This is a genomic window from Aliivibrio finisterrensis (assembly GCF_008933155.1).
In the GTDB taxonomy this organism is placed as follows: Bacteria; Pseudomonadota; Gammaproteobacteria; order Enterobacterales; family Vibrionaceae; genus Aliivibrio; species Aliivibrio finisterrensis.
Genome location: NZ_WBVP01000003.1, coordinates 80352 through 107334 on the forward strand (window position 1 = coordinate 80352; position 26983 = coordinate 107334).

Here is a 26983-nt window from a genome sequence, read left to right on the forward strand (position 1 = left end):
TAAATGTATTTGTATATATCAAACTGTGACTTAAATTGATGTATTTGAATCTTTCTATTGGGTTGTTAAAGCAGTGTCTTTCTGTATTGAACAGGAGTTACACCGTACATACGTTTAAACGCAACAGAAAATGAAGCCGTAGTTTTATAGCCAACTCGGTGTGCAATTTCTTTCATGGATAACTCACTTCCCATTAATGTGATAGCCTCATCACAAATGCTGTGATGAACTATATCGGTAAAAGCAATACTTTGATCTTGTAAGCGACGTTGAAGAGTAAGTGGCTTCATTCCCATTTTTTGAGCGACAAACTCAAGCGTAGGATAACCAAAAAATAAGGCATATTTAGTGAGTTCAAATACCACTTTTAACGTATCTTGAGGCTGTGGAATAAGCATATAACTCATCGCTTGCTCTACGGTAAATGCCTTCACTTGTGATGTTGGTAGTTTAAAGCGACGAGGGCAAGTGATGTCTTTAACAGGAAACCAGACTTGGGTATTAGGGCTGTTCCACATGATAGGGCAGTTAAAGATAGCCTCGATTTCTCCTGTTTTACCAATCATGTTACCTGATAAGTGAATGACAACAGGTTGATAGTCGTCGCCATGAAATAGTTTTAATAATCGAACAAACGATCCCGCTGCTAAAATACTTTCATGGATACGAGCTTGAGGTAGCATTGTTGGCGTTAAAATTCGCCATTTTGCAATCGAGCCGCTCAGTAGCATATTTACTTGCACCCCAGACTGAAGGGCATTATGTATGGTATTCATACGCTTAATTGCCATACCCAAATTGGTCGAGCTTGCTAGTAACTGCACAAAAGGACCAAACTGCTTCAAACTGTCTGATTGTGTTAGTTTTGCTGTGTAAGCTGGATCTTGAGTTAATAATTCAATTTTACAGAGTAGCGCTTCGAGATCGCTTAATGGCATCAATTTTAGTTGATAATCAAATAAGTGAGGAGGCATATCAAAATCGGCATAGGTTAAACCATAATATTTCATCGCATGGTCTATCAGCATTTTCGCACTGTGCACTCGCACGAGATAAGTTGCGTTTGGTTTAGCCATGAAGCCTCATTAAAAGTCACGTTTAAACAGCATTATATCTTACTGATATCAATATCTCATGCTACTATTTTCAGCTTCATAATTGATATCATTGAGAGGCTATTTTGTTTAAAGGTAAATGGAGTGATGATATTCAAGGGGCTGAATTACACCCTGTTATCATTGAGATTATTCAGAAAGTAAAAGAGCAAACAGCCAACAATGCAGAGGTTGGGAATTACCCATTATCTTATGATGAGTCAGTCTATTTTATTGTGAATGATAAAACGGAATTGAAAGAACATCGTCGTTCAGAAATTCATCATAAATACCTTGATGTACAATTGATATTAGAAGGTACAGAAACTTTTGGATACAGTGACTATCCGTTACTGTCGATTGAAGATGACTATCTTGCAGAGAAAGACATTGCTTTTAGTAACGATGTGAAAGATGAGCAATTTGTCACATTAACGGCTGGTGAGTTTATTATTTTTAATCCTAAGCAACCACATCGTCCATTAGTTGCGGTTGATGATAAGCCAGCAGCAGTAAAGAAACTGATTATTAAAGTGAACAGTGCGCTGCTGGTGTAGTTGTATTCAAGAAATATTACTTCAGGTAAATAATTTATATCACCATAGCTCTATTTTTTAGACATATAAATAAAATGCACCTTACTGAGCAGTAATGAAAGTTCAGCAAGGTGTTAAGTGCGAAATGAGCGCGATAACAATAATAGAGAACTGTAGAATGAGGATTAATTAACGATAGTGTACAGTTTTTAGACTAGTAAAAATTAGAAAACTGATGCCAGAGTTATATTTTTATAGAATTTATGAATTGAAAAATAGATTATATTAGGCAGAAATGTTGAGGGGATGATACCGTAATCTTCCTTTGAAATAGAAAGGTGATAATAAATATTGAGAGTTGCTTATATGTATTGCTTACTGAATTTATTGATTATTATTTAAAATAAAAGAGTGTTAATTAATTGAAAAGTAAAGTGAAAAGTTCATTGTCTTTATCGGTTAGCACTTATGATGTATTTGTTTACTATCAATAAATGTAGCATGTTAGTATTTACTTACTGTTTTTCTTGATTTTTTACTTATCCACAGCGCTCTCTTAATTTCCGACTTGCTCCCTTGTAAAATCATGGTACCGTATTATTACTAGCCCATTGAGTCTATATATTATATAGAGTTATCGCTATGGTTATATAGGATATTTAATTTTGATTAATTGACGTAGGAAGTAACATGAATAACCAGACATCCATTTACCAATCTACAGATTTAAACGAACAGTTAATGTCTGGAAAAAATGAAAAGAATGCAAAAATAGTAAATCCCAAGACAGGTAAATTATCTTTTGGAAGAGTGCCGGATAATAATAATGATATACCAAGTGGTGATATTTATTTAAAACTCGGCCTTATGGGAAGAGGGTTTAAAAGGTATGGCGCATTTGGTGCAAGGCATATCTGGGAAAAACATAACGTAGATTTATGTATTCCAAAACAGGAGATGTTGCCTCAGATTATCGCAGATATGTTGGTAGAGGGTACTAATGTTTTGGTTAACTTTGCTATTAAAAATAACAAGAGACCTGTAGTTCTAAATACAAAATTAGGCCGTGTTGCTCTTGAGCCAGAAATGAAGGCGGGTAAAACGTATTATAGTATTGTCTCTGCGTATGGTAACAAAAATGCACCAGGTACCGTCATTGGGACATTAAAAAGCCCAATCGAATAATCGATTGGGCAAATTAGTAATAGCGCGTGGCTTCTCTTTAGCTCTAGGGGTCAGAGAACACAATAATTGTGTAGCTATTAAACAAGCTATCCCAGTTAAGCTTGGTGACTCTACTTATAGATAACATAACCTGGGGAGTTAACTATAAAAGCCCTTTCACATAGTTAGTTTATGTCGTATTTTTTTTTAATGCAATAATTTGATGTAATAGAATCATTTTTGATGCCTATCTGAATCTTATACTGTTCCTAAAAGCACTATGGTATGTTCACAGAATAAGACTTATTTTAAACCAAACTCACCTCAACATCACTTTGCACTTGGCTTGAACACGCCAGCGTATACCCTTGGGCAATATCTTCTTCGCTTAAGGTTTCAGTGCTAGTTCGGCTTACTTCGCCTTTCTCTACTTTACATTTACATGAGCCACACATACCACTGCGACAAGCGATAATAATAGGGACACCACTTTCTTCTAAAACGTCAGCAAGGGTTGCGCCTTTATCGATTTCTTTTGATACACCAAAGGCAGGGACTTCAAATTGCACTACACCTGAGTTTCTTGCTGTTTCTGTTACTTCGGCTTCAATCGGGGTAAAGCTTTCTTGGAAGAAGTGCGCCATATCTAAACCAAGGTTTTCTACATTGGCTTTCATGTCTTGCATAAATAAGTTAGGACCACATAAGTAAACCGTGCGCTCGTTGATATCAGGACAAAGGGTATGTAACCACTCTTCATCTAGACGCCCTTGTGGGTAACTCGTCTCTGCATTATCTTTTAATAACAGCTTTAAATGAAAATTAGCGTGAGTTTCATGCAACAGTTCTAATTCTTCAAAAAAGATGGTCTGTTCTTTGTTTTTTGCCATATGTATAAAGGTAATATCGATCTCAATATTTTGAGCTATCCAAGTTTTCGCCATCGACATAACCGGAGTAATTCCACAGCCAGCACTTAATAACGCGACTTTCTTTCTTGGTTTGCAATCGATTGAGTTGAATGGACCTGTTGGTGCTAAAACGGCAACCTCATCGCCTTCATTTAGTTGATCAATTAAGTAGTTTGATACCTTACCACCTTCCACACGTTTAATGGTTAATTGCAGAAAATCTTGATTTGGCATTGAGCTGATAGAGTAGGCGCGGTATTCCATCTTTCCTTTAATTTCAATACCGACACTAATAAATTGGCCCGGTTTAAAATCAAAGCTTTCTTGGTTTTGGCTTATTAGTTGTAAGCTAATGGTATCAGTGGTTTCAAACCATTTCTCATCACAACGAAGTTGAACTGGGGTTGTTGGCCAAATAAATTGTGTCATGTTTGTTCTCTATTACTTAGAAGTTATTGGTCACATGATATTTCGTTTTATAGCGAAAAATGCCCCAGATAACTGAGGCATAGATTAGGGCTAATAAACGTTGATTACGCAGCTAAGATCGTTTTTAGATCTTCTTCAACTGTCGTGATACTACGCATATCAAATTTTTCTTGAATAATAGCAAGCAGATTATCGGTTAAGAACGCGGGCGCTGTCGGGCCTGTGTAAATACCTTTAACACCAAGAGCGAATAGAGTTAGTAGGATAACAATCGCTTTTTGTTCGAACCAAGAAAGTACCAGCGTTAATGGAAGTTCGTTAATGCCACAATCAAACTCATCAGCTAGTGCAAGTGCGAGTTGAATAGCTGAATAAGCATCATTACATTGACCAACATCCAATAAACGCGGGATACCATTAATATCGCCAAATTGGTTTTTGTTGAAACGGTATTTACCACATGCAAGCGTTAAGATGACTGAGTCTTCTGGTGCTTGAGCAGTAAAGTCTGTGTAGTAGCTACGTTCTGATTTGTCACCATCACAACCACCAACAAGGAAGAAGTGGCTGATGTTGCCTTCTTTCACTTGCTCAACAACGGCAGGCGCCGCAGCCATTAATGCGTTACGACCAAATCCAACCGTGATCATTTGTTCGATTTCGTTATGTTTAAAACCTTCTTGCGCTAGTGCACAATCCACAACTGCTGTGAAATCATCACCTTCTAAATGAGCAACACCAGGCCAGCCTACGATGCTACGAGTAAATAGACGGTCTGCGTATTGACCTACATTTGGGTTTAATAGACAGTTTGATGTCATTACGATAGCACCAGGGAAGTTAGCAAATTCTTTTTGCTGGTTCTGCCATGCGCTGCCGTAGTTACCTACAAGGTGAGGGTATTTTTTAAGTTCAGGGTAAGAGTGAGCAGGAAGCATTTCACCGTTAGTATAAACGTTGATGCCTTTGCCTTCCGTTTGTTGAAGGATTTTTTCTAAGTCATGTAAATCGTGGCCAGAAACCAGAATACATTTACCTTCGATAGTTTTTACGTTTACTTGTGAAGGCTCTGGATGACCAAATGTTTTTGTTTCACCTGTATCTAACATTTCCATGATACGGTAGTTCATTAGACCAATCTTCATTGAACAATCTAATAACTCACCAAGATCGGTAGGGTCAGTCCCTAACCACGCCATGATCTCATGATATTCAGCAAATACAGCATCGTCAGTTTGACCAAGAACTCGAGCGTGCTCCATGTAAGCGGCTGCGCCTTTTAAGCCGTAAAGACAAAGTAAACGTAGGCCAATAACATCTTCATGTTGGGATTCGTGACCACGGTTAACCGCAGCTTGTGGTGCTAATGCAATTAACTCTTCTGCGTTTGTCGGTAAATCAAATAATGCCGCAGGAGAAAGCTCTGATAATTCGGTATTGCTAAGAAGAGCCGCGGCGCGAACTTGCTCTTCTAACTGTTTTTTGTAAGCGTGTGCTTGCAATGCGAATTCGATAACACGCTCAGGGTCGAAGTTAACGTTAGTTAGTGTTGCGAAGAAGGCCTTTGGTGCCCATTGATCGATCTCATCAATCACAACGTTTACTTTACGGCCTTGCTCTGCCCAGAAAGAAACACCTTGTAATGCGTAAACTAAAATATCTTGTAAGTCAGATACTTCAGCTGTTTTACCACACATACCTTGTGCAAAAGAACAGCCTTTCGTTGTTGGTGTTTGAATAGTTTGTTCACATTGGATACAGAACATAGTTGGAACTCCAGTCATTGAATACATATTGTTCAAATCACGTCAGTTCAGTGCGTTCTACCCTTGTGGAATAGATTGCTGAACTCATCTCGATTTGACTCGACATTGATGAGCTCTCTATTGCACAGGGTGTGCCAGTTTTAAGTTGTTGATTTTATTAGTATTGATTTGTGTTTGAAATTAATTTGATGTATTTATTACATCGGGAATGTTGTAATAAATACATCGGTGTATCATGTTTTATGAATTAGAGATCCCGAGCTTTTTGCCCATTCGGTATAAATTCCCTCTATCCATTTGTAAAAATTCGGCGGCTTTTGACCAAGTTCCGTTCGATTTAGCTAAAGCGTGCTCAATTAACTGTTTTTGATAGCTTTCTACCAACTCACGCATTGGTTTACTTTCTTTGGGTAGTAAGGTTGTTGTCGTTTTTACATCATCAGAGTGTTCAACATCTCCTAAAAAGTGAGCTAGAGTAATACTCGTATCGTTTTCTTGTATTGCACGAAGCCCTGCTCGCATTAATGTATGTTCAAGTTCTCGTACATTACCTAACCACGGACTATTCTCTAAATGAGTTAATGTACGTGGATGAATATGAAGGTTAGGTACGTTAAATTGGGTACGAACTTTATCTAATAAATAGCCCGCTAAAACAGAAATATCCCCGTCACGATCACGCAATGGAGGCACATTTATAGGGAATACATTTAAACGATGAAATAAGTCAGCTCTAAAGCGTCCTGCTTCTACTTCTTGCTCTAAATTTCGGTTAGTTGCGGCGATGATACGCACATTCACCATTACGTTTTTATCGGAGCCAACACGCTGAACTTCACCTTGTTGAATAACACGTAATAATTTGGCTTGAATTAATAAAGGCAATTCACCGATTTCATCTAAGAAGATCGTACCGTTATCCGCTAGTTCAAACTTGCCCGCTCGATGCTTATTTGCACCAGTAAACGCGCCTTTGACATGGCCAAATAATTCACTTTCTGCGAGAGACTCTGGTAATGCTGCACAGTTTACATAAATCATTGCTTGGTCACTCCGAGAAGATTGCTCATGGACTGAGTGCGCAACTAATTCCTTACCCGAACCCGTTTCACCACTGATTAGTACTGCATAATTAGAATGCGCTACCATATTGATATTATGACGTAATCGTTCAATTTGAGGGCTAATCCCAATCAATTCACCTTTTTGATTTCGGGCTTGTTGGATTAAGGCTTGGTTTATCGATTTTTGTTGTTGGTTACTGTTTTTTAGTGTCTCAATTAAAGCTTTATTATGTAAGGTTGCTGCCGCTAATGCTGCGAAAGTTTCAATGGTTATGTTATCTATCTTTTTAAAGGCACCAACCTCTAATGCATCTAGGGTTAGTAAACCCACTAAAGTATCTTCGACATATAAACTACACCCTAAGCAGTCATGTACTTCAATATTGACATGTTCATCAACCAATAATAAGCCATCAAAGGGGTCTGGTAAGTCTGAGTTTGATTCGAATCGAACAGGGTGTTTACTCTCTAGAATTGCTTGTAATCTCGGATGTATTTTTGGTGGAAAGCTACGGCCTAACACAGCGGCAGATAAGCCTTGAACAGCAACGGGTTTTAAGATCCCATCATGGTCTAATACAAACAATGCACTGGCATCACAGGGAAATACTTGATGAATAGAAGAGATCAAACGTTGGTAATGTAAATCACTTGATAAATTAGAACTAAGATCCAATGCGATTTGAAGTAAGACTTTTTCGATAGAGGGTTTCATTGCATACACCGATAGAAAGCAGAGAGGCTAGGGTATCAGGTGATGTTAAAAATACATCATTAATGGCTTAATCTAGATCAACAAAAGGCGAATCAGTAAATAAAATGAGCTTACATTAGAGCTGGATAGTCCGTTTTTTTAACTCTTTAAAAGTAAAAATGTTCTGGTGTGATGATGAATTGTGCAAGAGTAAGTCACATTTAACGTTTATTCTTGCCATTTTATATGGCTTAAATTAAGCACGCTTAAAGCAAATAACCTATGCTTATTATTATAATTGAACCATAAAGGTTTTAAATATGAACAAATGGTTTGTCGTTTATTTTGCCGTTTTATTTAGTGGTTTTCTTTCTGCTGAAGAGTTAAATCAATTCGAGATTGGAAAACAAAAAGCCAAAGTATGCATGACTTGTCATGGTGCTGATGGCATTGCATTGATTGACCCTTATCCAAATTTACGAGGCCAGCGCGCTTCTTACCTTGTGTCTGCACTCAAAGATTATAAATCTCGCGAGAGAACCAGTGGGTTAGCCATTCTAATGCAACAGCAAGCTGATACTTTATCTAATCAAGACATGAAGGACATTGCCTATTATTACTCGATGTTAGGTTCTGAGTCTCAAGATAAAATGGAGTAAAGGCGATGACAGATATCAGGGATTACGATACCAAAGTTGTACGCTATTTTATTATTGCCGCGGTTATTTGGGCGATTATTGGCATGAGCGTTGGCGTCATGCTTGCCGCTCAGCTTTCTTGGCCATCGCTCAATTTTGATTCTCAATATTTTCAATTTGGCCGACTGCGTCCGTTGCATACGTCGGGGGTTATTTTTGGTTTCGTCGTGAATATTTTAATGGGGACCTCATTGTATATTGTTCAACGAACAAGCAAGATTGAATTATTTAATAAAAGCCTGTCTTGGATGGTGTTCTGGGGATGGCAGTTTATTTTAATTCTTGCCTTGATAACTCTACCATTGGGATATACAACGACTAAAGAATACGCCGAGTTAGAGTGGCCAATTGATATATTAATTGCCTTAGTTTGGATACTTTATGCGGTTTTGTTCTTCGGTACTATAGCAAAACGAACCGTCAACCATATCTTTGTCGCCAATTGGTTTTTCGGGGCATTTATTCTCGTTATCGCGATGATTTTCATTATTAATAATTTGGCATTACCCGTGTCGATGTGGAAGTCTTATCCTGTCTATGCTGGAGCGCAAGATGCCATTGTTCAGTGGTGGTGGGGACACAATGCAGTTGGTTTCTTGTTAACTGCGGGCATTATTGCCATGAATTACTACTTCATTCCTAAAGTGTCAGAACGTCCTATTTATTCCTACCGTTTGTCTATCATTCATTTTTGGGGATTAGTGGGTTTTTATACATGGGCGGGAACGCATCATCTGATCTATTCCTCAGTACCAGAGTGGGTGCAAAATATTGGTATCGTCATGTCGCTGATTTTGTGGGTCCCATCATGGGCAGGCGCATTCAATAGTGCGATGACCTTACTTTCTAATAAAGCAAAATTGAAAAAAGACTACATTATGTGGTTCTTTTTCTCAGCGATTCTTTATTACTGTCTCGCGACTTTTGAAGGTCCATTATTGGCTATTCGCTGGTTTAATATGGTTGCTCATAATACTGAATGGGTCATTGGTCATGTACATTCTGCTGCCTTAGGGTGGGTAGGTATGTCTGCCATTGCTGTATTTTATTACTTTATTCCTCGTTTATGGGGAAAAGAAGATCTGTGGTCACTCCGTTTATTAAAATGGCATTTCTGGTTCGCTCATATTGGCATTGTTCTTTATGCTGTCGCTCTTTGGGTTGCTGGAATCGGTGAAGGATACATGTGGCTTACTCAGCTTGATAATGGCTCACTCGCATACAGTTTTGTGGAGGCTATGGACTTTAAAGCGCCTTGGTTGCTTGTTCGATTCGTTGGTGGTGTGTTCTTTGTGGTCGGTTTATTGATGATGGTCTTTAATCTGTATAAAACGATTACCTCAAATTCGGTTTCCACAACAGCAGTGGAGGGTAAATTATGATCTTGAGTAAAGACTTTACCCAATCGGTTGTTATTCTAATTCTCTCAACGGTTATTGTTGCGTCTTTTTCGCTATTGGTTTGGGTTGTGCCAAACGTATTTATGGCCTCGGATTTGAAGAAAATATCTTTGGCTAAACCGCTTACCGCACTAGAACTTGCGGGGCGAGATATTTATATCAGCGAAGGGTGTCATGTTTGTCATACCCAAATGGTGCGTCCGTTAGAAGCAGAAATACTGCGTAATGGCCGTGCTAATAAAGAAGCTGATGATATTTATGAGTTCCCAAGTTTATGGGGTTCAAAACGTACCGGTCCTGATTTGACGAACATAGGACGTAAGTATACCGACCAATGGCATTTTATTCATTTAATGAACCCTAGAGATGTGGTGCCAACTTCTACCATGCCAAGTTATCCATGGTTGTTTGAGCAAACACTCGATGGGGAAGCGATTTCTGATAAAATGCGAGCGCTCCGTACGCTTGGTGTACCTTATACGGACGCAGACATTGATGGCGCTCGACTTCAAGTCATTGGGAAAACCCAAGGTGAAGCGTTAATCCGTTACTTGCAGAGTTTGGGTGTTGATACTATGCAAGATCAGGGAGAAGAATTATGACTGGATTTTGGAACGTATGGGTCATTAGTCTTACTGTTATCTTCTTAGCGCTAATGGTCTATGTGGTGATTAAATATTGGCGTATCAATCACCTTGCTGATAAAGACAAAACCATTGATTCATTTGATGATATTGATGAAAACGATGGACCACCGCCACGTATTATGTTTGTGGGCTATTTTGTCGCTTTTGCTTGTTCTTTAGTGTTCCTCGTTTTATATCCGGGCCTTGGTAATTGGCAAGGACTGTTAGGGTGGCAGCAAAGTGATGATACGGTTCAGGAGCACAATCGGTCTTTAGATCAACAAATAGCTCAATTGGGTAAGACAGATTTAACGGTACTCGCTGCTCAACCAAGCATTGTAGCTTCTGGCAAAGGGCTATTTCAAACTCACTGTGCTGCTTGTCATCAAGCTAATGGGCAAGGACAAAAACACTTCCCAAATTTAATTGATAATGTGTGGTTATATGGGGGCTCTGATGAAGCCATTTTGCATTCAATTAAAAAGGGACGCTACGGAGCAATGGCTGGGTGGATAAATATTCTTCCTAAAGAGGATATTCAGAACATCTCTTACTATCTTGCTTCTTTGCAACAGCGACCACTAAACGCACCCTCAATAAAAATAGACCTTGGTAAAACGGCATTTATGAAAAGTTGTATTGGGTGCCATGGTTCTGATGCAAAGGGGAATCAAGCGACAGGGGTACCAAATCTAACTGACAATGTGTGGTTGCATGGTGGGAGTATTGAAGAAATACAACACACGATTAATTATGGTTTGAATAACATCATGCCTGCGTTTGAAGATCAATTAAGTGACAACGATATTTTAGCGTTAGGAGCGTTTATCACCTCTCAACGTATTGCTTACGATGAAAAGATAGCCGCTATTTCACAAGAAGAACTTACTCAAGGTGAATACCTTGCTTATGCAGGGGATTGTGTTGCTTGCCATAGTGCAGAAGGCGGGGAACCATTCGCTGGTGGATTACCTTTTGTCACACCATTTGGAACCGTGTATTCAACCAATATTACGCCCCATTATACAGAAGGGATTGGGGATTACAGCTATGAAGAGTTCAAAGCAACACTTTACGATGGTAAAGGAAAGCATGGGTATCTGTATCCTGCAATGCCTTATACGTCTTATCAATATGTGACAGAAGAAGATGTAAAAATATTGTGGGATTACTTGCAATCTATCCCTGCGGTTTCACGTCGTAATGATGAAAATAGCATGATGTTTCCATCAAATATTCGTTTAGGGCTATTAGGCTGGAATATCGTATTTATGGATAGAGAACCGTTAGATTTAACGACTAATGCTCCAGAAGATAACGCTGATATTTGGCGTCGTGGTAAATATTTAGTGGCAGGGCTTGGACATTGTTCAGAGTGCCATACACCACGTAATATTGCTCAGGCATTAGAAACGGATAAGATTTTCCAAGGTAATATTATTGATGGTTGGAATGCGCCAGATATTTCATCACGAGAGTTATATCAAGATCGCTGGGATATTAAATCACTGACGGATTTCTTACATACAGGGCATTCAGATAAAGGGTCTGCGTTTGGTGGTATGGCTGATGTGGTAAAAAATAGCACCAAATTTATGACTCGTGAAGATGTGGAAGCAATGGCGACGTATCTATTGGTGGGGGATGAAAATAATACCATTCCGCGAAATACGAAGCAGTTGCAACCGACAGGATTTACCGAAGAAGCCAAACAATCTGATATGTATCCTTTGTTCGTTTCAACCTGTGGTGCGTGCCATGGTGAAGATGGTAAAGGGCGAGATCCAATAGCACCGACGTTGTTAAATAACGGTATTATCATGCACCGAGATCCATACAATACGATCGCTGTTACTATTAGAGGGTTAGAGCCTAGTTATCTCAGTGAAGAAAGAAACTTTATGCCGATGGTTAGCTTCCAAAATATATTAACAGATACGCAGTTGTCTGAATTGATTTCGTTTATTCGTGATTACCTTGGAGATCGAACTGAGGCGGTGACGACAGCAGATGTAAAAGCGGTACGAGAAAAGCTTCAAAAAGCAGGTTATGCTGGGAATTTCCATACTACGCCTGATATGTACGATCAACGAGACCGTAATATCAATGTCGATTAATTAATGTAGTTGGTATATAAAAATAGGGCGTTGGTAGAGAATATCAACGACCCATTTTAAGGTTATTAGTTAACTCAGAACTAAGCCGTTTTCTCTTCTGGTTTATCTTTCATTCTCAAAACCACATTAACTAAAGCGATTAACACTGGTACTTCGATAAGAGGCCCAATAACACCGGCAAAAGCTTGGTCAGAGTTCAAACCAAATACCGCAATAGAAACCGCAATCGCTAGCTCAAAGTTATTTCCCGTTGCTGTAAAAGCGATAGAGGCGTTCTTATCATAAGGTATGCCCATTTTCTTACCGATAAAGAAACTAGTGAAGAACATTAAGATAAAATAGATAATCAGTGGAATAGCAATGCGAACTACGTCCATTGGAAGCTCAAGAATCATCTCTCCTTTTAAGCTAAACATAAGTACAATCGTACCTAGCAGCGCAATCAAGGTGATTGGTGAGATCTTAGGGATGAAAACCGTGTTGTACCACTCTTCGCCTTTTATAGAAACCAAGATTTTACGGCTTAAAAATCCAGCTAAAAATGGAATACCAAGATAAATCAGAACACTTTCAGCAATGTCCATCATAGAGATATCAACCACCATACTTTCGTAGCCAAATACTGGTGGCAGTACACTAATGAATAACCATGCCATAAAACTGTAAGTTATGATTTGAAACGCAGAGTTAATCGCAACTAAAGCTGCTCCATATTCTTTATTTCCTCCGCCAATATCATTCCAAACTAATACCATGGCAATACAACGGGCCAAACCGATTAAGATAATTCCAACCATGTAACCTGGGTGATCACCTAAAAAGGTCAAGGCAAGAATAAACATCAGAATTGGGCCGACCATCCAGTTCATAATTAGAGAAAGGGTAATGGCTTGTTTGTCTTTTACTACCGTACCAAGCAAGTTGTAATTCACTTTTGCTAATGGTGGATACATCATTAAGATCAGACCAATAGCTAAAGGAATATTGGTTGTTCCAACCGACATAGATTCATTCCATTGTGCAACTTGAGGGAACTGAACCCCAAGTAATACACCAATAGCCATGGCGATAAAAATCCATAGCGTTAAATATCTATCTAGAAAGCCCAGTTTAGGTTGCATAGTCTCGCCTTAATTAATGTTGTAAATTACAAAGAATTCAATCGTACATCGTCGAAATTCGATTATTGTAGCTAAAAATCATCACGAAGCTCCTTTATTACAAAGTGTAAAGTGACCAGTTTATTTAACGGTTAGGTCATTAAGCATTCGTGACAGTGTGTTGTTAATAATCGCTTTGATATTAATCTAAAATACGTTGTGTCAGGTTTTTGAATTGCCGAATGCACACTCGATTTATGCGATAGCACATTTTTGGTGGTATCGACTCAGCAGTAATAAACCCTGCCAGTTTTAAAATACGTAAATGCTCAGAAACCGTTGATTGTGCCAAGCCTAATTCTGATACTAAATCGCTGTTTAGGCAGCCCCCTGCTTTTTCTAAAGCAGATAAAATATGTAAAATTCGCACACGTGCAGGATGTGAAAGGGCTTTTGCTAATAGTGCAAACTCCTTCTCTTGCTGAAGATCTTGCTCTGTAGAGCGAAAAGTACGAACATCATTTACGTTACAAGTCATCGTTATTATCTTACCTTTTTTACTGCTACGAATATCAATCGTCAAATTGCGATTAAATATAGGCGGAGTGAAGAAAGAGATCAAGACATGAATTCCACTTATGGAAAATAAGTAAAGGCAGTAAAAAAGAGTGACGTGCATCAAAAAATAAAATCAATGAGCGATAAATATTCACAAGTTTTCTACCTTATGACCGATATAATATATAGACGATTAATTATTAATCAAAGGACAGGATAATGATAAGTGGCGTTTCTTCATATCAAAATGCAATGACATACAATAAAGCTGTGCCATCTACTGTCATGGCTGCTACCCCAAGTGTGAAAGTATCTTCAATGGGAAATACGATATCGGTAAGTGATAACCAAGTCAGCTTATCAAGTGAAGGAAAGGCCTTATTGTATGCTCTTCAAAATATAGAAAAGGAAAGCCAACTAAACCATGATTTAAACAAAGGCATGGGGGACGACGTTGAGTCTTTTGCTCATGGTGCTTTAGGGATGGATCATCCAGATAAAATCGAAGAAGAAAATGACTCCTCTTATTCCGCAGGGCAATACTTATCTGCAGCATTAACTGTGGGTGGAGTATTATTAGCATTGGTTTGATAATCTATTTTCGTTATTGTGTATTCTTATCTAAACTTAGGTTATTTTTAATAAAATACAATAATAGGTATGATTATGTTATCTCGATTAGGAATAGCAATACAGGCGTTATTAGCTATCTCAATTTTTTATTTGGGGTACACCATTTACGCGTTTACTAACTCAGTGAATACCGTTGTTGATAGGTACCCTGAATTAATGGCTGAGGTAAATAAAACGGCTGATAAATTGGAAATTGATCAATGGCTATTATTGGCTCAGCACATTGAAGATCTTACCCCTCAAATATTAGCCTTAGTCAGTGAAGTGAAAGATACGGCAAAGGACATAAATCAAACCGTTGCTTCTGTTGATAATAAAATTCCACTTATTCTTGATGAAGTTAAGTCCATTCGTACAGAATCATTACCTGAAGTGATCACGGTAATGAATGCCGTTAATACAGATACTGTGCCTAATACGCTGGTTGAGCTGAAGAATTATCGCGAACAGGTTTTCCCTAAAGCCTTTGTCGAAAGTAAAGGGTACCGAGTAACGACAATTCCTGCTGTGATTAAAGAGTCAGAGAGATTGCGTAAAGAAATCCCACCAATCATGGCAAAAGCTGATCAAATTATAGATAAGACAGAAGATCTTTCTCAGCAAGCGACTCAAGGTGCTGTGAAAGGGGTAATATTGTCGCCGTTTAATTTATTGAAAGAAGCGGGAACAGAGATTCAATCTAAAGTTCAGCAATAGTAATATTACTTTAAATAAAAACGCCGTAGAGTATTACCTACGGCGTTTTTAGTTTTTATTAAAAGAGACTACAACTTACCAACGGTAGCCCAAATAGCAGATAGCGTGTCTTGACCAAAGGCGATGCTTCGCTCTGGAGACCAACCATACAGCTCATCAGCGTGGCTAATGTGATCTTTGAACGGCATTTCAACAGTATAAGACAGACATTTGAATTGCTCACCAACCCAGTTAGAACCAACGGTTAAGTTTGCCGTACCTGGCTCGTCTTTATCGTAACCAATCTCGTCTTGGAACTCAGGTGTGATAGTCAATAGAGCTTGTTTAAAGGTATTCTCTAAAGCAGCAATACGCTCATTGTAAGAAGGAATACCTTCACCACCGGCAACGAAGTTGTATGGGATAGCCTCATCGCCGTGAATGTCTAAGAACATATCAACGCCCGTTGCTAGCATACGCTCACGAACTAAGAATACCTCTGGTGATCTTTCCATTGATGGTGTTTGCCATTCACGGTTTAAGTTCACGCCAATCGCATTGGTTCGTAAATGACCACGGATACTGCCATCAGGGTTCATGTTAGGGACAATATGGAAAACAGCTGTATCAAGTAGGGCACGACCAACCGTGTCGGTTTCATCTAATAAGCGTGATAATAAGCCTTCAATGAACCACTCCGCCATTGTCTCTCCTGGGTGTTGACGACCAGTGATCCAGATGTTTTTCTTACCTTCAGCAGGCTCCCCAATCGTTAGAATACTGATGTCATTATTATCTAATGTCACACCAAGCGTTTCTAGCTGGCAGCTGTGATGCGTTTGTGCGCCGTGAAGTAGGTCTTGGTGACGGTCGTACGAGTAAGGTGCAAAGTACGCGAAATACATTGAACGGTACTCTGGCATTACATTAAAGCTAAGTGTATCGCCATCAAATACAGCAGGAATACGGAACCACTCTTCACGGTCATAAGAAGCAACCACATCGTAATCTTGCCAACCTTCAGGATAAGCAGATTTAGCTAACCCTAAAATTTTAAATGAATGCTGCTGTTGAGGTTGGCTTTCTAAACGAAAGTGAAACCATTGAGAGATCTCAGTTTGGTTATCAGCAGGAATAGTTAACTGAATATCATCAGGCGTATTTGCTGCAACGACATGGATGTTACCACTTTCAAAATTACTGAATATTTTCATTTATATACCACTTAAATTATAAATTTTATGATGATTATCGTTATCGCTTTACAGAATTAGCTTAACGCTTCATTCAATACTTTCGTTAGACGACCAACAGCTTCAACTAACTCTTCTGGGTTTGCATTAGTAAAGTTTAAACGCAGTGCAGAGGGGGCGCCTTCTGGTTTTGGGTAAAATACAGGGCTTGGTACTACAGCAACACCGTTAGCAATTAACGTTTTAGCCAGAGCAAAAGTGTCGCAATCCGGTAGAGATAACCAAATGAACATGCCGCCATCAACAGGGTTTAGCACACAAGTTTCAGGTAATTGTTTTTTCAGTTCTGCGAATAAAACGTCATAACGTGTTTTGTACAGCGCTTGAATTTGTTCCATGTGCAGACCAAAATCAGCGTGTTTTAATAGGCCAACCAGCAGGGCTTGCATTGGTACACTTGAGTGTAAATCAGCACCTTGTTTTACTTTAATCAGAGGTTCTAAATAGCTTTTCTTGCCCGTTACTGCACCGATACGTAAACCCGGAGAGGCAATTTTTGAGAATGAACGCAGTACAATAGAATCGTCAGGACAAAAAGTGGAAACCATTGGCAGCGCTTCGCCGGTAAAGCGTAGTTCACGATATGGCGCATCTTCAATGAAAGCGACTTTGTATTTGATACACAGTTCAGCCACTTTTTTACGTGTTTCTAATGACCAACATACACCCGTTGGGTTGTGGAAATCAGGCACGGCATAGAACATTTTTGGTGAATCTTGAATAAAGCATTGCTCTAGTTCTTCAAGATTAGGACCAAAATCTGTTTGAGATACGGTTGCAATATTGGCTTGAACCAAACCAAATACTTGCATAGCACCAAGGTAGCTCGGTGCTTCCATAACCACGGTATCATTTGGGTTGACATAAGCACGAGCGATAAGATCTAACCCTTGTTGAGAGCCGGTACAGATCATTGGCATGTGGGTTTCTGGTAATTGGTACATTTCTGTCAGTAGTTCTAACAGAGGGCCGTAACCTGCCGTCGCACCGTATTGAAAGACTTCTGGCATATCAGACAGGCTTTCTAGTGTTGGCTTCATTAAATCAATTGGGAACGTTTTCTCATCAGGTAATCCACCTGCGAGAGAGATAACATTCTTGTCCGTTGCTGCCGCTAAGATCTCTCTGATATAAGAAGATTGGATCTGTTGCAGTGAGTGAGCTATTTCCATATGTGTTCCCATCATTATCTTATTTATTTTATCCTTTGATAGTACAAGGCGTTGCACAACTATGTTTGTCCGTTTATGCTTATAAATATGTCCATTTATGCTATTTTTAATTTATGAACCAACAACACATATCAAGAATCAATGATGTTCTGTTTTATATACATAAAGACATCAGCAAAGAGCTGACGGCAAAAGAGCTTTCTGAGGTGGCGGCGTATTCAGAGCAGCATTTTCATCGTCTTTTTAAACAAGTGGTGGGAGAGTCTATTCATCAGTATATTCGTCGAACTCGTATGGAGTATGCTGCGAATCAACTGATGTTTGATACTAAGTCGACCGTTTTAGATATTGCCAATACTTGTGGCTTTAGTTCGCTCTCTTCTTTTAGCCGTGCATTTAAATCAACCTTTGATATGTCTCCGGGTGAATGGCGAAAGCACGATTTACAAGTATCGGATAAACCATATTTGAAAGATCCTGAAGTTGCGGCAGGATATTTAAGCGTGGCTGATAGAGTGTTACCTCAACCAAAAATTACAGAGGTTTCAGAACTGCTGGCGGCTTATGTGAGACACGATGGCTATAACCGCTCTATTCGTAATGCGTGGTTGGTATTAAAAGCGTGGGCAAATACCGAGAATCGAGATTTCTCTACTCAATTTGGCTTACACCATTCAAATCCTGCATGGGTTGAGCTTAATAAGTGCCGTTATGTAGCGTGTATTGCGATTGATAAACCATTGAAATACCGTGGTGTGGTAAACCAAATGGTGATTCCAGGTGGATTACATGCGGTGTTTCGACTTCATGGTGTTTATGGACAATTACTGCCACAAATTAGTACGGTATTAGAGAAATGGTTGCCAGCATCAGGCTTTAAATTAAGATCGACACCGGCGTATGTGCGTTACCACAAAAACCATTTTTTAAATGAATTTGAAGAATTTGAGTTGGATTTTTATCTGCCAATTAGCTTTTATTAGCAAGGTTCGGTTTATTTGGTTTCTTCATTTTGATGTTAGCAACCATGATAGAGATAATGACCAATATCAATGCGCACTTTTGGCCGCTAGAAATAGGCTCATGATAAACCCATATAGCTAAAGCAAGATGCAACGTTGGCTCAATATATTGGAGTAAGCTTATCTTGCTTAATGGTGTTTTGAGAATGGAAATACTCAATAATAAAATAGGGATAAGTTGCAATGGTGCAGCTCCCATTAAGGTTGTCCAGTTAAGTGCAGAAAGGCCATCAGAGTGAGTGATGATGTACCACAAGGCAATAGGAGCAAAGAGAATATGCTCAAAGAAAATAGCACCAAAGGTATTTAATTTAATCAGTTTTTTAATGGCAATATAGCTCGCAAATGAGAGTGAAATAGCCAAACTTAACACAGGCAATTGTTGGTCTAAATACACATAACTCACAATGGCTAATACCATCAGAAATAGGGCAAGTTTTTGTGGTGATTTTAGCTCTTCTTTAAAAAAGACAAAGCCCATAAAGAATACAAATACGGGGGTAATATAAAAGGCTAATGACGCTGCCATTATGTTATTGGTGATGGTTGCGTATACAAATCCTAACCACGATAAATTCATCATGATCCCTGCCATAAACGCAATAGAAATATTTCTAGCCGTACATTGCTTTTTGTCTATTAAGTTGGGCTTAAAGCAAAAAACAGCAATTAGAATCACCGCCGACCAAAAGATACGATTAGATAAAATTAATGCAGGGCTGAAGCCTTCCAGTTGATGGAAGTAAACAGGAACTAATCCCCATATAATAAAAGCCAAAGCCCCAAAAAATGTATACATAACGAACCTTTTAATAATCTACATTAACACGACAGTAGTGCGCTATTTGAATGGTGTCGATTCTATGCCCTTCTTTGATGTTTTGCTATTAAGTAATGCATCCCATATGATGAAAGGAATTATTTAAAAGGAATTAAATTATGTCAGAGGCAAAAGCGATACTTTATTACGTTTACGACCCAATGTGCTCATGGTGTTGGGGTTATAAACCAGTATGGAATAAGGTTAAACAAGCCGTTTCTAGCGACGTCGATATTGTCTATGTTCTTGGTGGGTTAGCTCCTGACTCAGAAGAGCCTATGCCGCAAGAGATGCAGACCCAAATCGCATCATATTGGCAAAAAATAGAAAACTACTTAGGTACTTCTTTTAATCACGACTTTTGGGAGAAGAATACCCCTCGTCGCTCAACATATCCTTCTTGCCGTGCCATTCTTGCTGCACGAGCTCAAGGTGCTGAATTAGCAATGCTTGAGGCAATTCAAACCGCTTATTATTTAAAAGCGATGAACCCGAGTGACAATGACGTATTGCTCGGCTGTGCGAGAGACATTGGTTTAGATATGGTGAAATTTGAGTTGGATTTATTATCTCCAGAGACGCACCAAGCATTGTTAGATGAAATCACTTTTTCTCGATCAATTGGTCGAAGTGGTTTCCCCTCTTTATTTTTTAAAACAGAGGGTGAGTTGGTTGAGTTCCCAATTGATTACGAAAAATCAGAAGGGACCGTTGCACTGTTAAAAAGTCGTCTATATTAATAAGTAATCAATGCACTTTACTCCGAATGGATAAGGATCTATCAATGACAGTTGAGTACACACCACCAAAAATTTGGGTTAATGACACTGATGGCGGTAATAAATGGGCGAACATTAACAGTCCTGAATCTGGTGCAAGGTATGAGAGAGAGCTTCCGATTGGCGAGCACGCTTTGCAACTGTATTCACTTGCGACGCCCAATGGTCAGAAGGTAACGATTCTGTTAGAAGAGTTATTGGCGCTAGGCATTAAAGAGGCTGAATACGATGCCTACTTAATCAATATTGGTGAGAGCGATCAATTCTCATCAGGCTTTGTGGATGTGAATCCAAATTCAAAAATTCCCGCCTTGGTTGATCACTCTGTTGATCCTGAAGTTCATGTTTTTGAATCGGCTTCTATTTTGGTTCATTTGGCTGAGAAATTTGGTCAGTTTTTACCAAAAGAAGGCAGTGCGAGAGTTGAAACGTTTAATTGGCTATTTTGGGCGCAAGGCTCAGCTCCATTTTTAGGTGGTGGTTTTGGTCACTTTTATGCGTATGCTGATGAAAAACAAGAATACCCAATTAACCGCTTTTCTATGGAAGCAAAACGCCAATTAGACGTACTTGATAAGCAACTTGCTAAAAATACTTATGTTGCCGGTGAAGAATACAGTATTGCTGATATGGCGATTTGGCCGTGGTATGGCAACTTGGTGTTAGGTAATTTGTATGATGCTGCGGAGTTTTTGCAAGTAGACTCTTACACCAACGTAGTGCGCTGGGCAAAAATGCTTGAAGCCAGAGAAGCAGTGCAGCGCGGTAAAATTGTCAATCGTGGGTGGGGCGAAGAGTGGGAGCAAGTACCAGAGCGTCATAGCGCCGCGGATATTGATATGGCATTAAGCAAGAAACCAAAATAATCACTGTTACGTAATGCAGATCAAACAAAGGCGACAGCATAATACTGTCGCCTTTTTTATTCGCATTTATCTGATCATGAACTTATTTTGGTTTGGTTATTGTTACGATCTAGCAACAAGTTACATCTCAAACAAGAAGTAATAACCATAGCCAACTACAAAGGCTGGAACGGCTGAGTAGAAGGTCGCTAGCATTGCCGCTTTTGGTGCTAATGCAATTGCTGGAAATAGTGCGTCACCATCATTTGAAATTGCATTTGAAAGCTGTGATGACATTGGCATCGCCCCGGATAAATACAGACTAGTCACTAAAATCTGAGGACCACAACCCGGAAGTAAACCAATTGCTAAGCCAATCAGTGGCATCCACATTCCATAACCTAAAAATACCGTGTGTAAATCGATGCCAGAGAAGTAGGTTGATAGCTCAAAAATTAAGAAAGCGACAATTACCCAAGCAGAGACAAAATTGGTGTCTTGTGCCGCCTTTTGCATTGGATGAGAACTTACACACTTATTATCTTCTGAAACCGTTGATTGATAATCACTGATCTCTTTGGTTAACGACCATAACATCATGCTACCAATCGCTAATATTGCGCCAATCCATTCAATCGTGTGCTGTGGTAAATGAAACAGTTGATTGATATCTACTTGGAACGAACCGAGTAGGGCAATCATTGTTGCAGGAATTAATACCCATTTCCAAAATACACCCTGTAAGTTGATCGCCTTTACTTGTAAGCATGACGTGTTTTTCTCTGAATTTTCAACTGTCTGATCTTGTTGTTTATCTTGAGTTTCAGGACGTAAAAAATCGTCTTTATGTAATGCATTGACAACCATACCTGAGATGGCACCAACCACAACACCTAGAGCCATTACGCCAAATCCTACTTTAGGTTGTGCTGCAATTAATAAGAAAGCGGCATCACCCATGGTAGCGGTTAATACTGCGACGACTGAGCCAAAACCTACTTTACCGCTGATGTATTGAGTGGTCACCACTATCGCACCGCCACAACCCGGTAAGGCACCAAGTAATGAAGAGAAGACCACTTGATTGGTACGAGATTTATTATAAAGCGCAGTAATACGGTTGGTTTTACCCATTATATTCGATAGGTAATGATAAATAACCAATGTGAAAGCTACGTAGGTAGATACCGCCCAAAAGGCATCAGATAACGTTGTGACGGTAATTTCTCTTGTCGTTTCTGCCCCGACTAAGGCCAATAAAGTGATAGGCAATAATAGGCGCTTGTGTTGCAGTGAAAACTGCGAAAGCGAGAGTGATTGTGAAAATGAATGAGTAGTTATCATAATAATAAAGCCATCAGTAAATGCGAATGGTTATCAGTATATGTAAATGAGAATTATTATCAACTATCATTTCAATAGTTTTTACCGATGGATAAATTAATTTTATGGATATAGATTGATTAGCATAAAAGTCTGCATAGTTATTTGATAACAGAGAATAGTTAATTAAAAGCTGTAAAATGTTAAATAAAAGTTGTGATTGTGCGCTTGTTTGGTGAGATCAAATGCTGACGAAATCAAGAAATTTGATAGTATCGGCTACTAGAGTGGGCCAGAGAGCTTACTAAGCAATAACTTTTATACAGATAAAAGTGATACAGTCATGAGGGAATATATGAAAGCAGTTGAAGCGAATTTTGATGGCCTTGTTGGGCCAACGCATAACTACAGTGGTTTATCGGTAGGGAATATTGCCTCTAAAAATAATAAATCTGGTGCATCGAACCCAAAACAAGCCGTAAAGCAAGGCCTAGAAAAGATGAAAGCTCTGCATGATATGGGCTTTGTTCAAGGAGTATTAGCACCACAAGAGCGTCCAGATATTCATACTCTACGCCGTTTAGGTTTTTCCGGTTCAGACGCTGAGGTGCTACAGAAATCTCATCAATATTCACCTCAATTGCTTGCTGCATGTAGCTCAGCGTCAAGTATGTGGACAGCAAACGCCGGTACGGTTTCTCCAAGTGCCGATACCTCTGATGGCAAAGTCCATTTTACTCCTGCTAACTTAATTAATAAGTTTCATCGTTCAATTGAAGATGAAGTCACTGGCAATATTTTAAAAGCAACATTTGCAGATGAAAAACACTTTGCTCACCATGAAGCGTTGCCTCACAGTGATTACTTTGGTGATGAAGGTGCAGCAAACCACACTCGTTTTTGTAATGAATATGGCGAACAAGGCGTTGAGTTCTTTGTTTTTGGTAAAAGTGCGTTTGATGAAAGCTACCTTGCTCCGAAAAAATACCCAGCACGCCAGACGTTAGAAGCCAGTGAAGCGATTGCACGAACGCATGGTTTACGCGAGCAATTTACAGTGTTTGCACAACAGAACCCTGATGTTATTGACCAAGGGGTATTCCATAACGATGTTATTGCTGTTGGTAATAAAAATACCTTATTTTGCCATCAACAAGCATTTTTGAATCAAGAAAAAGTGAAGTTAGATCTAAGTGCTTCTTATGGTTCTGGCTTTAATGTTATTGAGGTGCCAACAGATAAAGTGTCGGTGCAAGATGCGGTCGAAACTTACCTGTTTAACAGTCAGTTAATCACTAAACCGGATGGGACTACCTTGATCATTCTTCCACAAAATTGTCGTGAGAACCCAAGAGTATGGGCGTATCTAAATGAGCTAGTAGAACAAAAACGCGGCATTGATGAGTTGCATACCTTTGATTTAAAACAGAGTATGCAAAATGGCGGTGGGCCAGCGTGTTTACGTCTACGTGTTGTATTAAATGAAGCAGAGCAAAAAGCCGTCAATCAACATACCTTGATGAACGAGCAGCTGTTTACAACGTTAAATCTGTGGGCTGATAAGCACTACCGTGATCGTATTGAAGACAAAGATCTTGCGGATCCACAGTTATTATTAGAATCACGAGCAGCGTTGGATGAGTTAACACAAATCATGCAGCTTGGTTCTGTGTATCCTTTCCAAAGATAGCTGATAAATGGCTTTATATCAGATAATGCTTAAGCGAATTAAGTCGTATGCTAAGTTTAAATTTGATTATAGAGCCATTTTTTATTCTTCGATTTAGTTTATAGAGTAAAAAAGTGAGATTCTAACGCTTCATAATCTTTGTGTTGGTTGAGTGCCAATAACCACTCCTTCTGGTTGCTTTCTATTTTATGACTTACAATAAATGCAGCCTGTAAGTGATCATTAGTCAGCACGATTTGACGATATTCTCCTTTTGGCTCTAGTATTAGTTTTTTATTAATCTTATTGTTTTTATTGTCTAACGAATTACTTAATAGGATTATTAATTCTATTGTGTTCAGTGTGCTAGCAAGGCGATATAAATAGCCATTTGGTATTTTCTCTATCACCCAATAATCAAAGTTTCCGGTGTTTATTTTAGTTTTAGTGATAAACAAGGCTTCGCTCTTGTGTTGCCATGCTTTGATATTAACAGGTGTGTGTTTGAATTCCGGTTGGCCTGATATCTCATCTGCGTATGAGTGAATTAATAGGCAAGGCTTGCTGTTTTTAGCCGTTGAACTGTTCCAATGAATTGGCATAAATAGGGAGGACTCCGCAATGTCGTCGGTGATTTTTACTCGTGCTTGAATTTCACTGTTTACATTGTAAATCGTCGCTATATGGTCGTTTTCGAGTTGATATGCCTTTGCTGTATTAGGATGAATTTGCACAAAAGGCTCAGGAGAGTGAGAGGCTAATGTTTCTGATAATCCCGTTCGGCTCATGGTGTGCCAGTGATCTCGTGTTCTTCCCGTATTTAGTAGCAAAGGAAAAGTAGCGGTTGTGTCTTGTTGAGGAGGCAGATAGTTGACTGCAATGAAACGTGCTTTTTTATCTGCAGTATAAAATTGCCCATCAGAAAATAAACGCTGATGCTCAATTTTAGTTTGTAACTCTAATACGGGCCATTGCTGAGGCGATAATTCACTGTAGCCTTGGTCATCTAGCGTTGTTAAGCCAATTAAATTAAGATCTCTCGGGTTATCTTTCTGTCCTAATGTGGTCATCTGTGCGTATTCTTTAAATACATCACCCTCATGTCGATAATTAAATTGCTTTTTAAAGCCCATTTGTTGTGCAACTTGAGAGATTATCCACCAATCAGGTTTGGCTTGTTCAGGGCTGGGTAAGATACGGCGTTGACGTGAGATCCTTCGTTCTGAATTCGTCACCGTGCCTGATTTTTCACTCCAGCCTTGAGCAGGAAGCACAACATCGGCAAATTCCATGGTATCGGTATTATTGATGCAATCAGAAACCACAACAAAAGGACATTTGCTTAAAGCGGAGATGACTTTTTGAGTATCAGGTAAGCTCACCACAGGGTTAGTGGCCATGATCCAAAGTGCTTTTATCTTTCCGTTATCCATTGCATCAAACAGATCAATCGCTTTTATCCCTTCTTTTGTTGCAAGAGAGTCAGTTTGCCAAAAGTCAGAGATCAATTGATGGTGTGTTGGATCATCAAACTCCATATGGGCAGCAAGGGTGTTGGCTAATCCACCGACTTCACGGCCTCCCATTGCGTTTGGTTGACCGGTAATAGAGAAAGGACCACTGCCTTGATAACCGATTTTCCCCGTAGCTAAATGACAATTAAGAATACTATTTACTTTATCTGATCCCTGTGATGATTGGTTTACACCTTGAGAGTAGATGGTCATTACTTTGTTATATTGGGAAAACCATTGATAAAATTGCTCTATTTGGCAATGGTCAATATTGGTTATTTCTTCTGTGATGTCATCACTTTCGATGCTGTTAATCGCATTATCGAAGCCGTTAGTGTATTTTCTTATATAATCATGATTAAGTTTATTATGCTTAGCCAGGTAGCTAAGTAAGCCATTGAATAAAGCCACATCTGAGCCTGATTGAATAGGAAGGTGGAGATCAGCAATATCACAGGTTTCTGTTTTACGAGGGTCAATAACGACAATTTTTAGATCAGGATTATTTTGTTTTGCTGCTCGTAAGCGTTGAAATAAAACAGGATGACACCAAGCCAAGTTTGAGCCGGTAATAACAACTAACTCGGTGTGCTCAAGATCGTCATAACAGATGGGAACCGTATCACTGCCAAATGCACGTTTATGTCCAACCACGCTAGAAGCCATACAAAGTCGTGAGTTACTGTCGATATTAGCACTGCCGATAAACCCCTTCATTAGCTTATTTGCGACATAATAATCCTCAGTTAACAGCTGTCCTGAAACATAAAAGGCGACAGAATCAGGACCGTATTTTTGTATGGTTCGCTGAAATTTCTCTGCAATGTGTTGAGTCACTTCAGGCCAATGACTCGCCGATAGAGTATGATCTTTTTTAGCTCTTAACATAGGATGAAGTAGGCGATTATCACTCTTTACTGTCTCACCTAATGCGGCTCCTTTTGTGCATAAACGACCATAATTGGAAGGGTGCTCTTTATCTCCTCTGATGGTTAATGACCCGTCAGAATTAGGAATGGCTTCGACGCCACAGCCAACACCACAATAGGCACAGGTGGTTTTTATCCATTTATCATCACTCATCTTTATTCCTTATTAAAATGCTATTAATAAAGATAGAG

General features: G+C 39.2%; 23 protein-coding genes. 12 read left to right on the forward strand and 11 right to left on the reverse strand.

Going from position 1 to position 26983, the window contains the following annotated elements; all coding sequences use genetic code 11:
• Positions 1 to 65: 65 nt before the first annotated feature.
• Positions 66 to 1076, reverse strand: coding sequence for an AraC family transcriptional regulator (locus F8B77_RS03615; protein ID WP_151653798.1), 1011 nt, complete (start codon positions 1074 to 1076; stop codon positions 66 to 68).
• Positions 1077 to 1180: 104 nt separating this feature from the next.
• On the opposite strand from F8B77_RS03615, the gene F8B77_RS03620 reads away from it, so the two are divergent.
• Together F8B77_RS03620 and F8B77_RS03625 are read left to right on the forward strand one after the other, a co-directional pair.
• The gene (locus F8B77_RS03620) at positions 1181 to 1651 is read left to right on the forward strand and encodes a NanQ anomerase/TabA/YiaL family protein (protein WP_151653800.1); all 471 of its coding nucleotides are present in this window, start codon (positions 1181 to 1183) and stop codon (positions 1649 to 1651) included.
• Between the two features lie 669 nt (positions 1652 to 2320).
• On the forward strand, positions 2321 to 2815 hold the full coding sequence (locus tag F8B77_RS03625) for a hypothetical protein (RefSeq protein WP_122032608.1): 495 nt from the start codon (positions 2321 to 2323) through the stop codon (positions 2813 to 2815).
• 287 nt (positions 2816 to 3102) lie between these two features.
• On the opposite strand, the gene F8B77_RS03630 is transcribed toward F8B77_RS03625, so the two are convergent.
• The 3 genes from F8B77_RS03630 to norR form a co-directional block, all read right to left on the reverse strand.
• Positions 3103 to 4134, reverse strand: coding sequence for a hybrid-cluster NAD(P)-dependent oxidoreductase (locus F8B77_RS03630; protein WP_151653802.1), 1032 nt, complete (start codon positions 4132 to 4134; stop codon positions 3103 to 3105).
• 104 nt (positions 4135 to 4238) lie between these two features.
• A complete protein-coding gene (gene hcp / locus F8B77_RS03635; RefSeq protein WP_151653804.1) occupies positions 4239 to 5900 on the reverse strand; it encodes a hydroxylamine reductase in 1662 nt (553 codons plus the stop codon).
• A gap of 240 nt (positions 5901 to 6140) precedes the next feature.
• Positions 6141 to 7679: a nitric oxide reductase transcriptional regulator NorR gene (norR, locus tag F8B77_RS03640; RefSeq protein ID WP_151653806.1), complete on the reverse strand. Its 1539-nt coding sequence runs from the start codon at positions 7677 to 7679 to the stop codon at positions 6141 to 6143.
• Positions 7680 to 7978: 299 nt separating this feature from the next.
• On the opposite strand from norR, the gene F8B77_RS03645 reads away from it, so the two are divergent.
• Genes F8B77_RS03645 through ccoP form a run of 4 tightly spaced genes read left to right on the forward strand, consistent with a single transcriptional unit; the run spans position 7979 to position 12499 of the window.
• Positions 7979 to 8317, forward strand: coding sequence for a c-type cytochrome (locus F8B77_RS03645; protein ID WP_151653808.1), 339 nt, complete (start codon positions 7979 to 7981; stop codon positions 8315 to 8317).
• A gap of 5 nt (positions 8318 to 8322) precedes the next feature.
• Positions 8323 to 9738, forward strand: coding sequence for a cytochrome-c oxidase, cbb3-type subunit I (gene ccoN, locus F8B77_RS03650; RefSeq protein WP_151653810.1), 1416 nt, complete (start codon positions 8323 to 8325; stop codon positions 9736 to 9738).
• On the forward strand, positions 9738 to 10358 hold the full coding sequence (gene ccoO, locus F8B77_RS03655; RefSeq protein WP_208846069.1) for a cytochrome-c oxidase, cbb3-type subunit II: 621 nt from the start codon (positions 9738 to 9740) through the stop codon (positions 10356 to 10358). Before ccoN ends, ccoO begins: the two co-directional genes overlap by 1 nt.
• Positions 10355 to 12499, forward strand: a complete 2145-nt coding sequence (ccoP, locus tag F8B77_RS03660) for a cytochrome-c oxidase, cbb3-type subunit III (protein ID WP_151653814.1) — start codon at positions 10355 to 10357, stop codon at positions 12497 to 12499. Before ccoO ends, ccoP begins: the two co-directional genes overlap by 4 nt.
• An 80-nt stretch (positions 12500 to 12579) precedes the next feature.
• Here the strand turns inward: ccoP and arsB are convergent, their stop codons facing one another.
• Together arsB and F8B77_RS03670 are read right to left on the reverse strand one after the other, a co-directional pair.
• Positions 12580 to 13620 (reverse strand): ACR3 family arsenite efflux transporter, encoded by a 1041-nt coding sequence (gene arsB / locus F8B77_RS03665; RefSeq protein ID WP_151653816.1) that lies wholly within the window; start codon positions 13618 to 13620, stop codon positions 12580 to 12582.
• A gap of 181 nt (positions 13621 to 13801) precedes the next feature.
• Positions 13802 to 14143: an ArsR/SmtB family transcription factor gene (locus F8B77_RS03670; RefSeq protein WP_425277982.1), complete on the reverse strand. Its 342-nt coding sequence runs from the start codon at positions 14141 to 14143 to the stop codon at positions 13802 to 13804.
• Positions 14144 to 14442: 299 nt separating this feature from the next.
• Between F8B77_RS03670 and F8B77_RS03675 the strand changes: the two genes are divergently transcribed.
• Both F8B77_RS03675 and F8B77_RS03680 read left to right on the forward strand, forming a co-directional pair.
• The gene (locus F8B77_RS03675; RefSeq protein WP_244298199.1) at positions 14443 to 14748 is read left to right on the forward strand and encodes a hypothetical protein; all 306 of its coding nucleotides are present in this window, start codon (positions 14443 to 14445) and stop codon (positions 14746 to 14748) included.
• Positions 14749 to 14823: 75 nt separating this feature from the next.
• Positions 14824 to 15486: a hypothetical protein gene (locus F8B77_RS03680; protein ID WP_167512751.1), complete on the forward strand. Its 663-nt coding sequence runs from the start codon at positions 14824 to 14826 to the stop codon at positions 15484 to 15486.
• 68 nt (positions 15487 to 15554) lie between these two features.
• Here the strand turns inward: F8B77_RS03680 and F8B77_RS03685 are convergent, their stop codons facing one another.
• Entirely contained in the window at positions 15555 to 16679 is a 1125-nt protein-coding gene (locus F8B77_RS03685) for a M14 family metallopeptidase (RefSeq protein ID WP_151653822.1), read from the reverse strand.
• 56 nt (positions 16680 to 16735) lie between these two features.
• Complete coding sequence (locus F8B77_RS03690; protein WP_151653824.1) at positions 16736 to 17890, reverse strand: aminotransferase-like domain-containing protein; 1155 nt, start codon at positions 17888 to 17890, stop codon at positions 16736 to 16738.
• A 113-nt stretch (positions 17891 to 18003) separates the two neighbouring features.
• Between F8B77_RS03690 and F8B77_RS03695 the strand changes: the two genes are divergently transcribed.
• Positions 18004 to 18873 (forward strand): AraC family transcriptional regulator, encoded by an 870-nt coding sequence (locus F8B77_RS03695; protein ID WP_151653826.1) that lies wholly within the window; start codon positions 18004 to 18006, stop codon positions 18871 to 18873.
• Here F8B77_RS03695 and F8B77_RS03700 read toward each other — a convergent pair.
• The gene (locus F8B77_RS03700) at positions 18860 to 19711 is read right to left on the reverse strand and encodes an EamA family transporter (protein ID WP_151653828.1); all 852 of its coding nucleotides are present in this window, start codon (positions 19709 to 19711) and stop codon (positions 18860 to 18862) included. The genes F8B77_RS03695 and F8B77_RS03700 overlap by 14 nt on opposite strands.
• Before the next feature lie 140 nt (positions 19712 to 19851).
• Here F8B77_RS03700 and F8B77_RS03705 point away from each other — a divergent pair, with 140 nt between their 5' ends.
• Both F8B77_RS03705 and yghU read left to right on the forward strand, forming a co-directional pair.
• Complete coding sequence (locus F8B77_RS03705) at positions 19852 to 20472, forward strand: DsbA family protein (RefSeq protein WP_151653830.1); 621 nt, start codon at positions 19852 to 19854, stop codon at positions 20470 to 20472.
• 44 nt (positions 20473 to 20516) lie between these two features.
• Complete coding sequence (gene yghU / locus F8B77_RS03710) at positions 20517 to 21377, forward strand: glutathione-dependent disulfide-bond oxidoreductase (protein ID WP_151653832.1); 861 nt, start codon at positions 20517 to 20519, stop codon at positions 21375 to 21377.
• 120 nt (positions 21378 to 21497) lie between these two features.
• Here the strand turns inward: yghU and F8B77_RS03715 are convergent, their stop codons facing one another.
• Entirely contained in the window at positions 21498 to 22700 is a 1203-nt protein-coding gene (locus F8B77_RS03715) for a putative manganese transporter (RefSeq protein ID WP_151653834.1), read from the reverse strand.
• Between the two features lie 334 nt (positions 22701 to 23034).
• Between F8B77_RS03715 and astB the strand changes: the two genes are divergently transcribed.
• On the forward strand, positions 23035 to 24369 hold the full coding sequence (astB, locus tag F8B77_RS03720; RefSeq protein WP_151653836.1) for an N-succinylarginine dihydrolase: 1335 nt from the start codon (positions 23035 to 23037) through the stop codon (positions 24367 to 24369).
• Positions 24370 to 24467: 98 nt separating this feature from the next.
• On the opposite strand, the gene F8B77_RS03725 is transcribed toward astB, so the two are convergent.
• A complete protein-coding gene (locus tag F8B77_RS03725) occupies positions 24468 to 26945 on the reverse strand; it encodes a molybdopterin oxidoreductase family protein (RefSeq protein WP_151653837.1) in 2478 nt (825 codons plus the stop codon).
• Between the last annotated feature and the right edge of the window lie 38 nt (positions 26946 to 26983).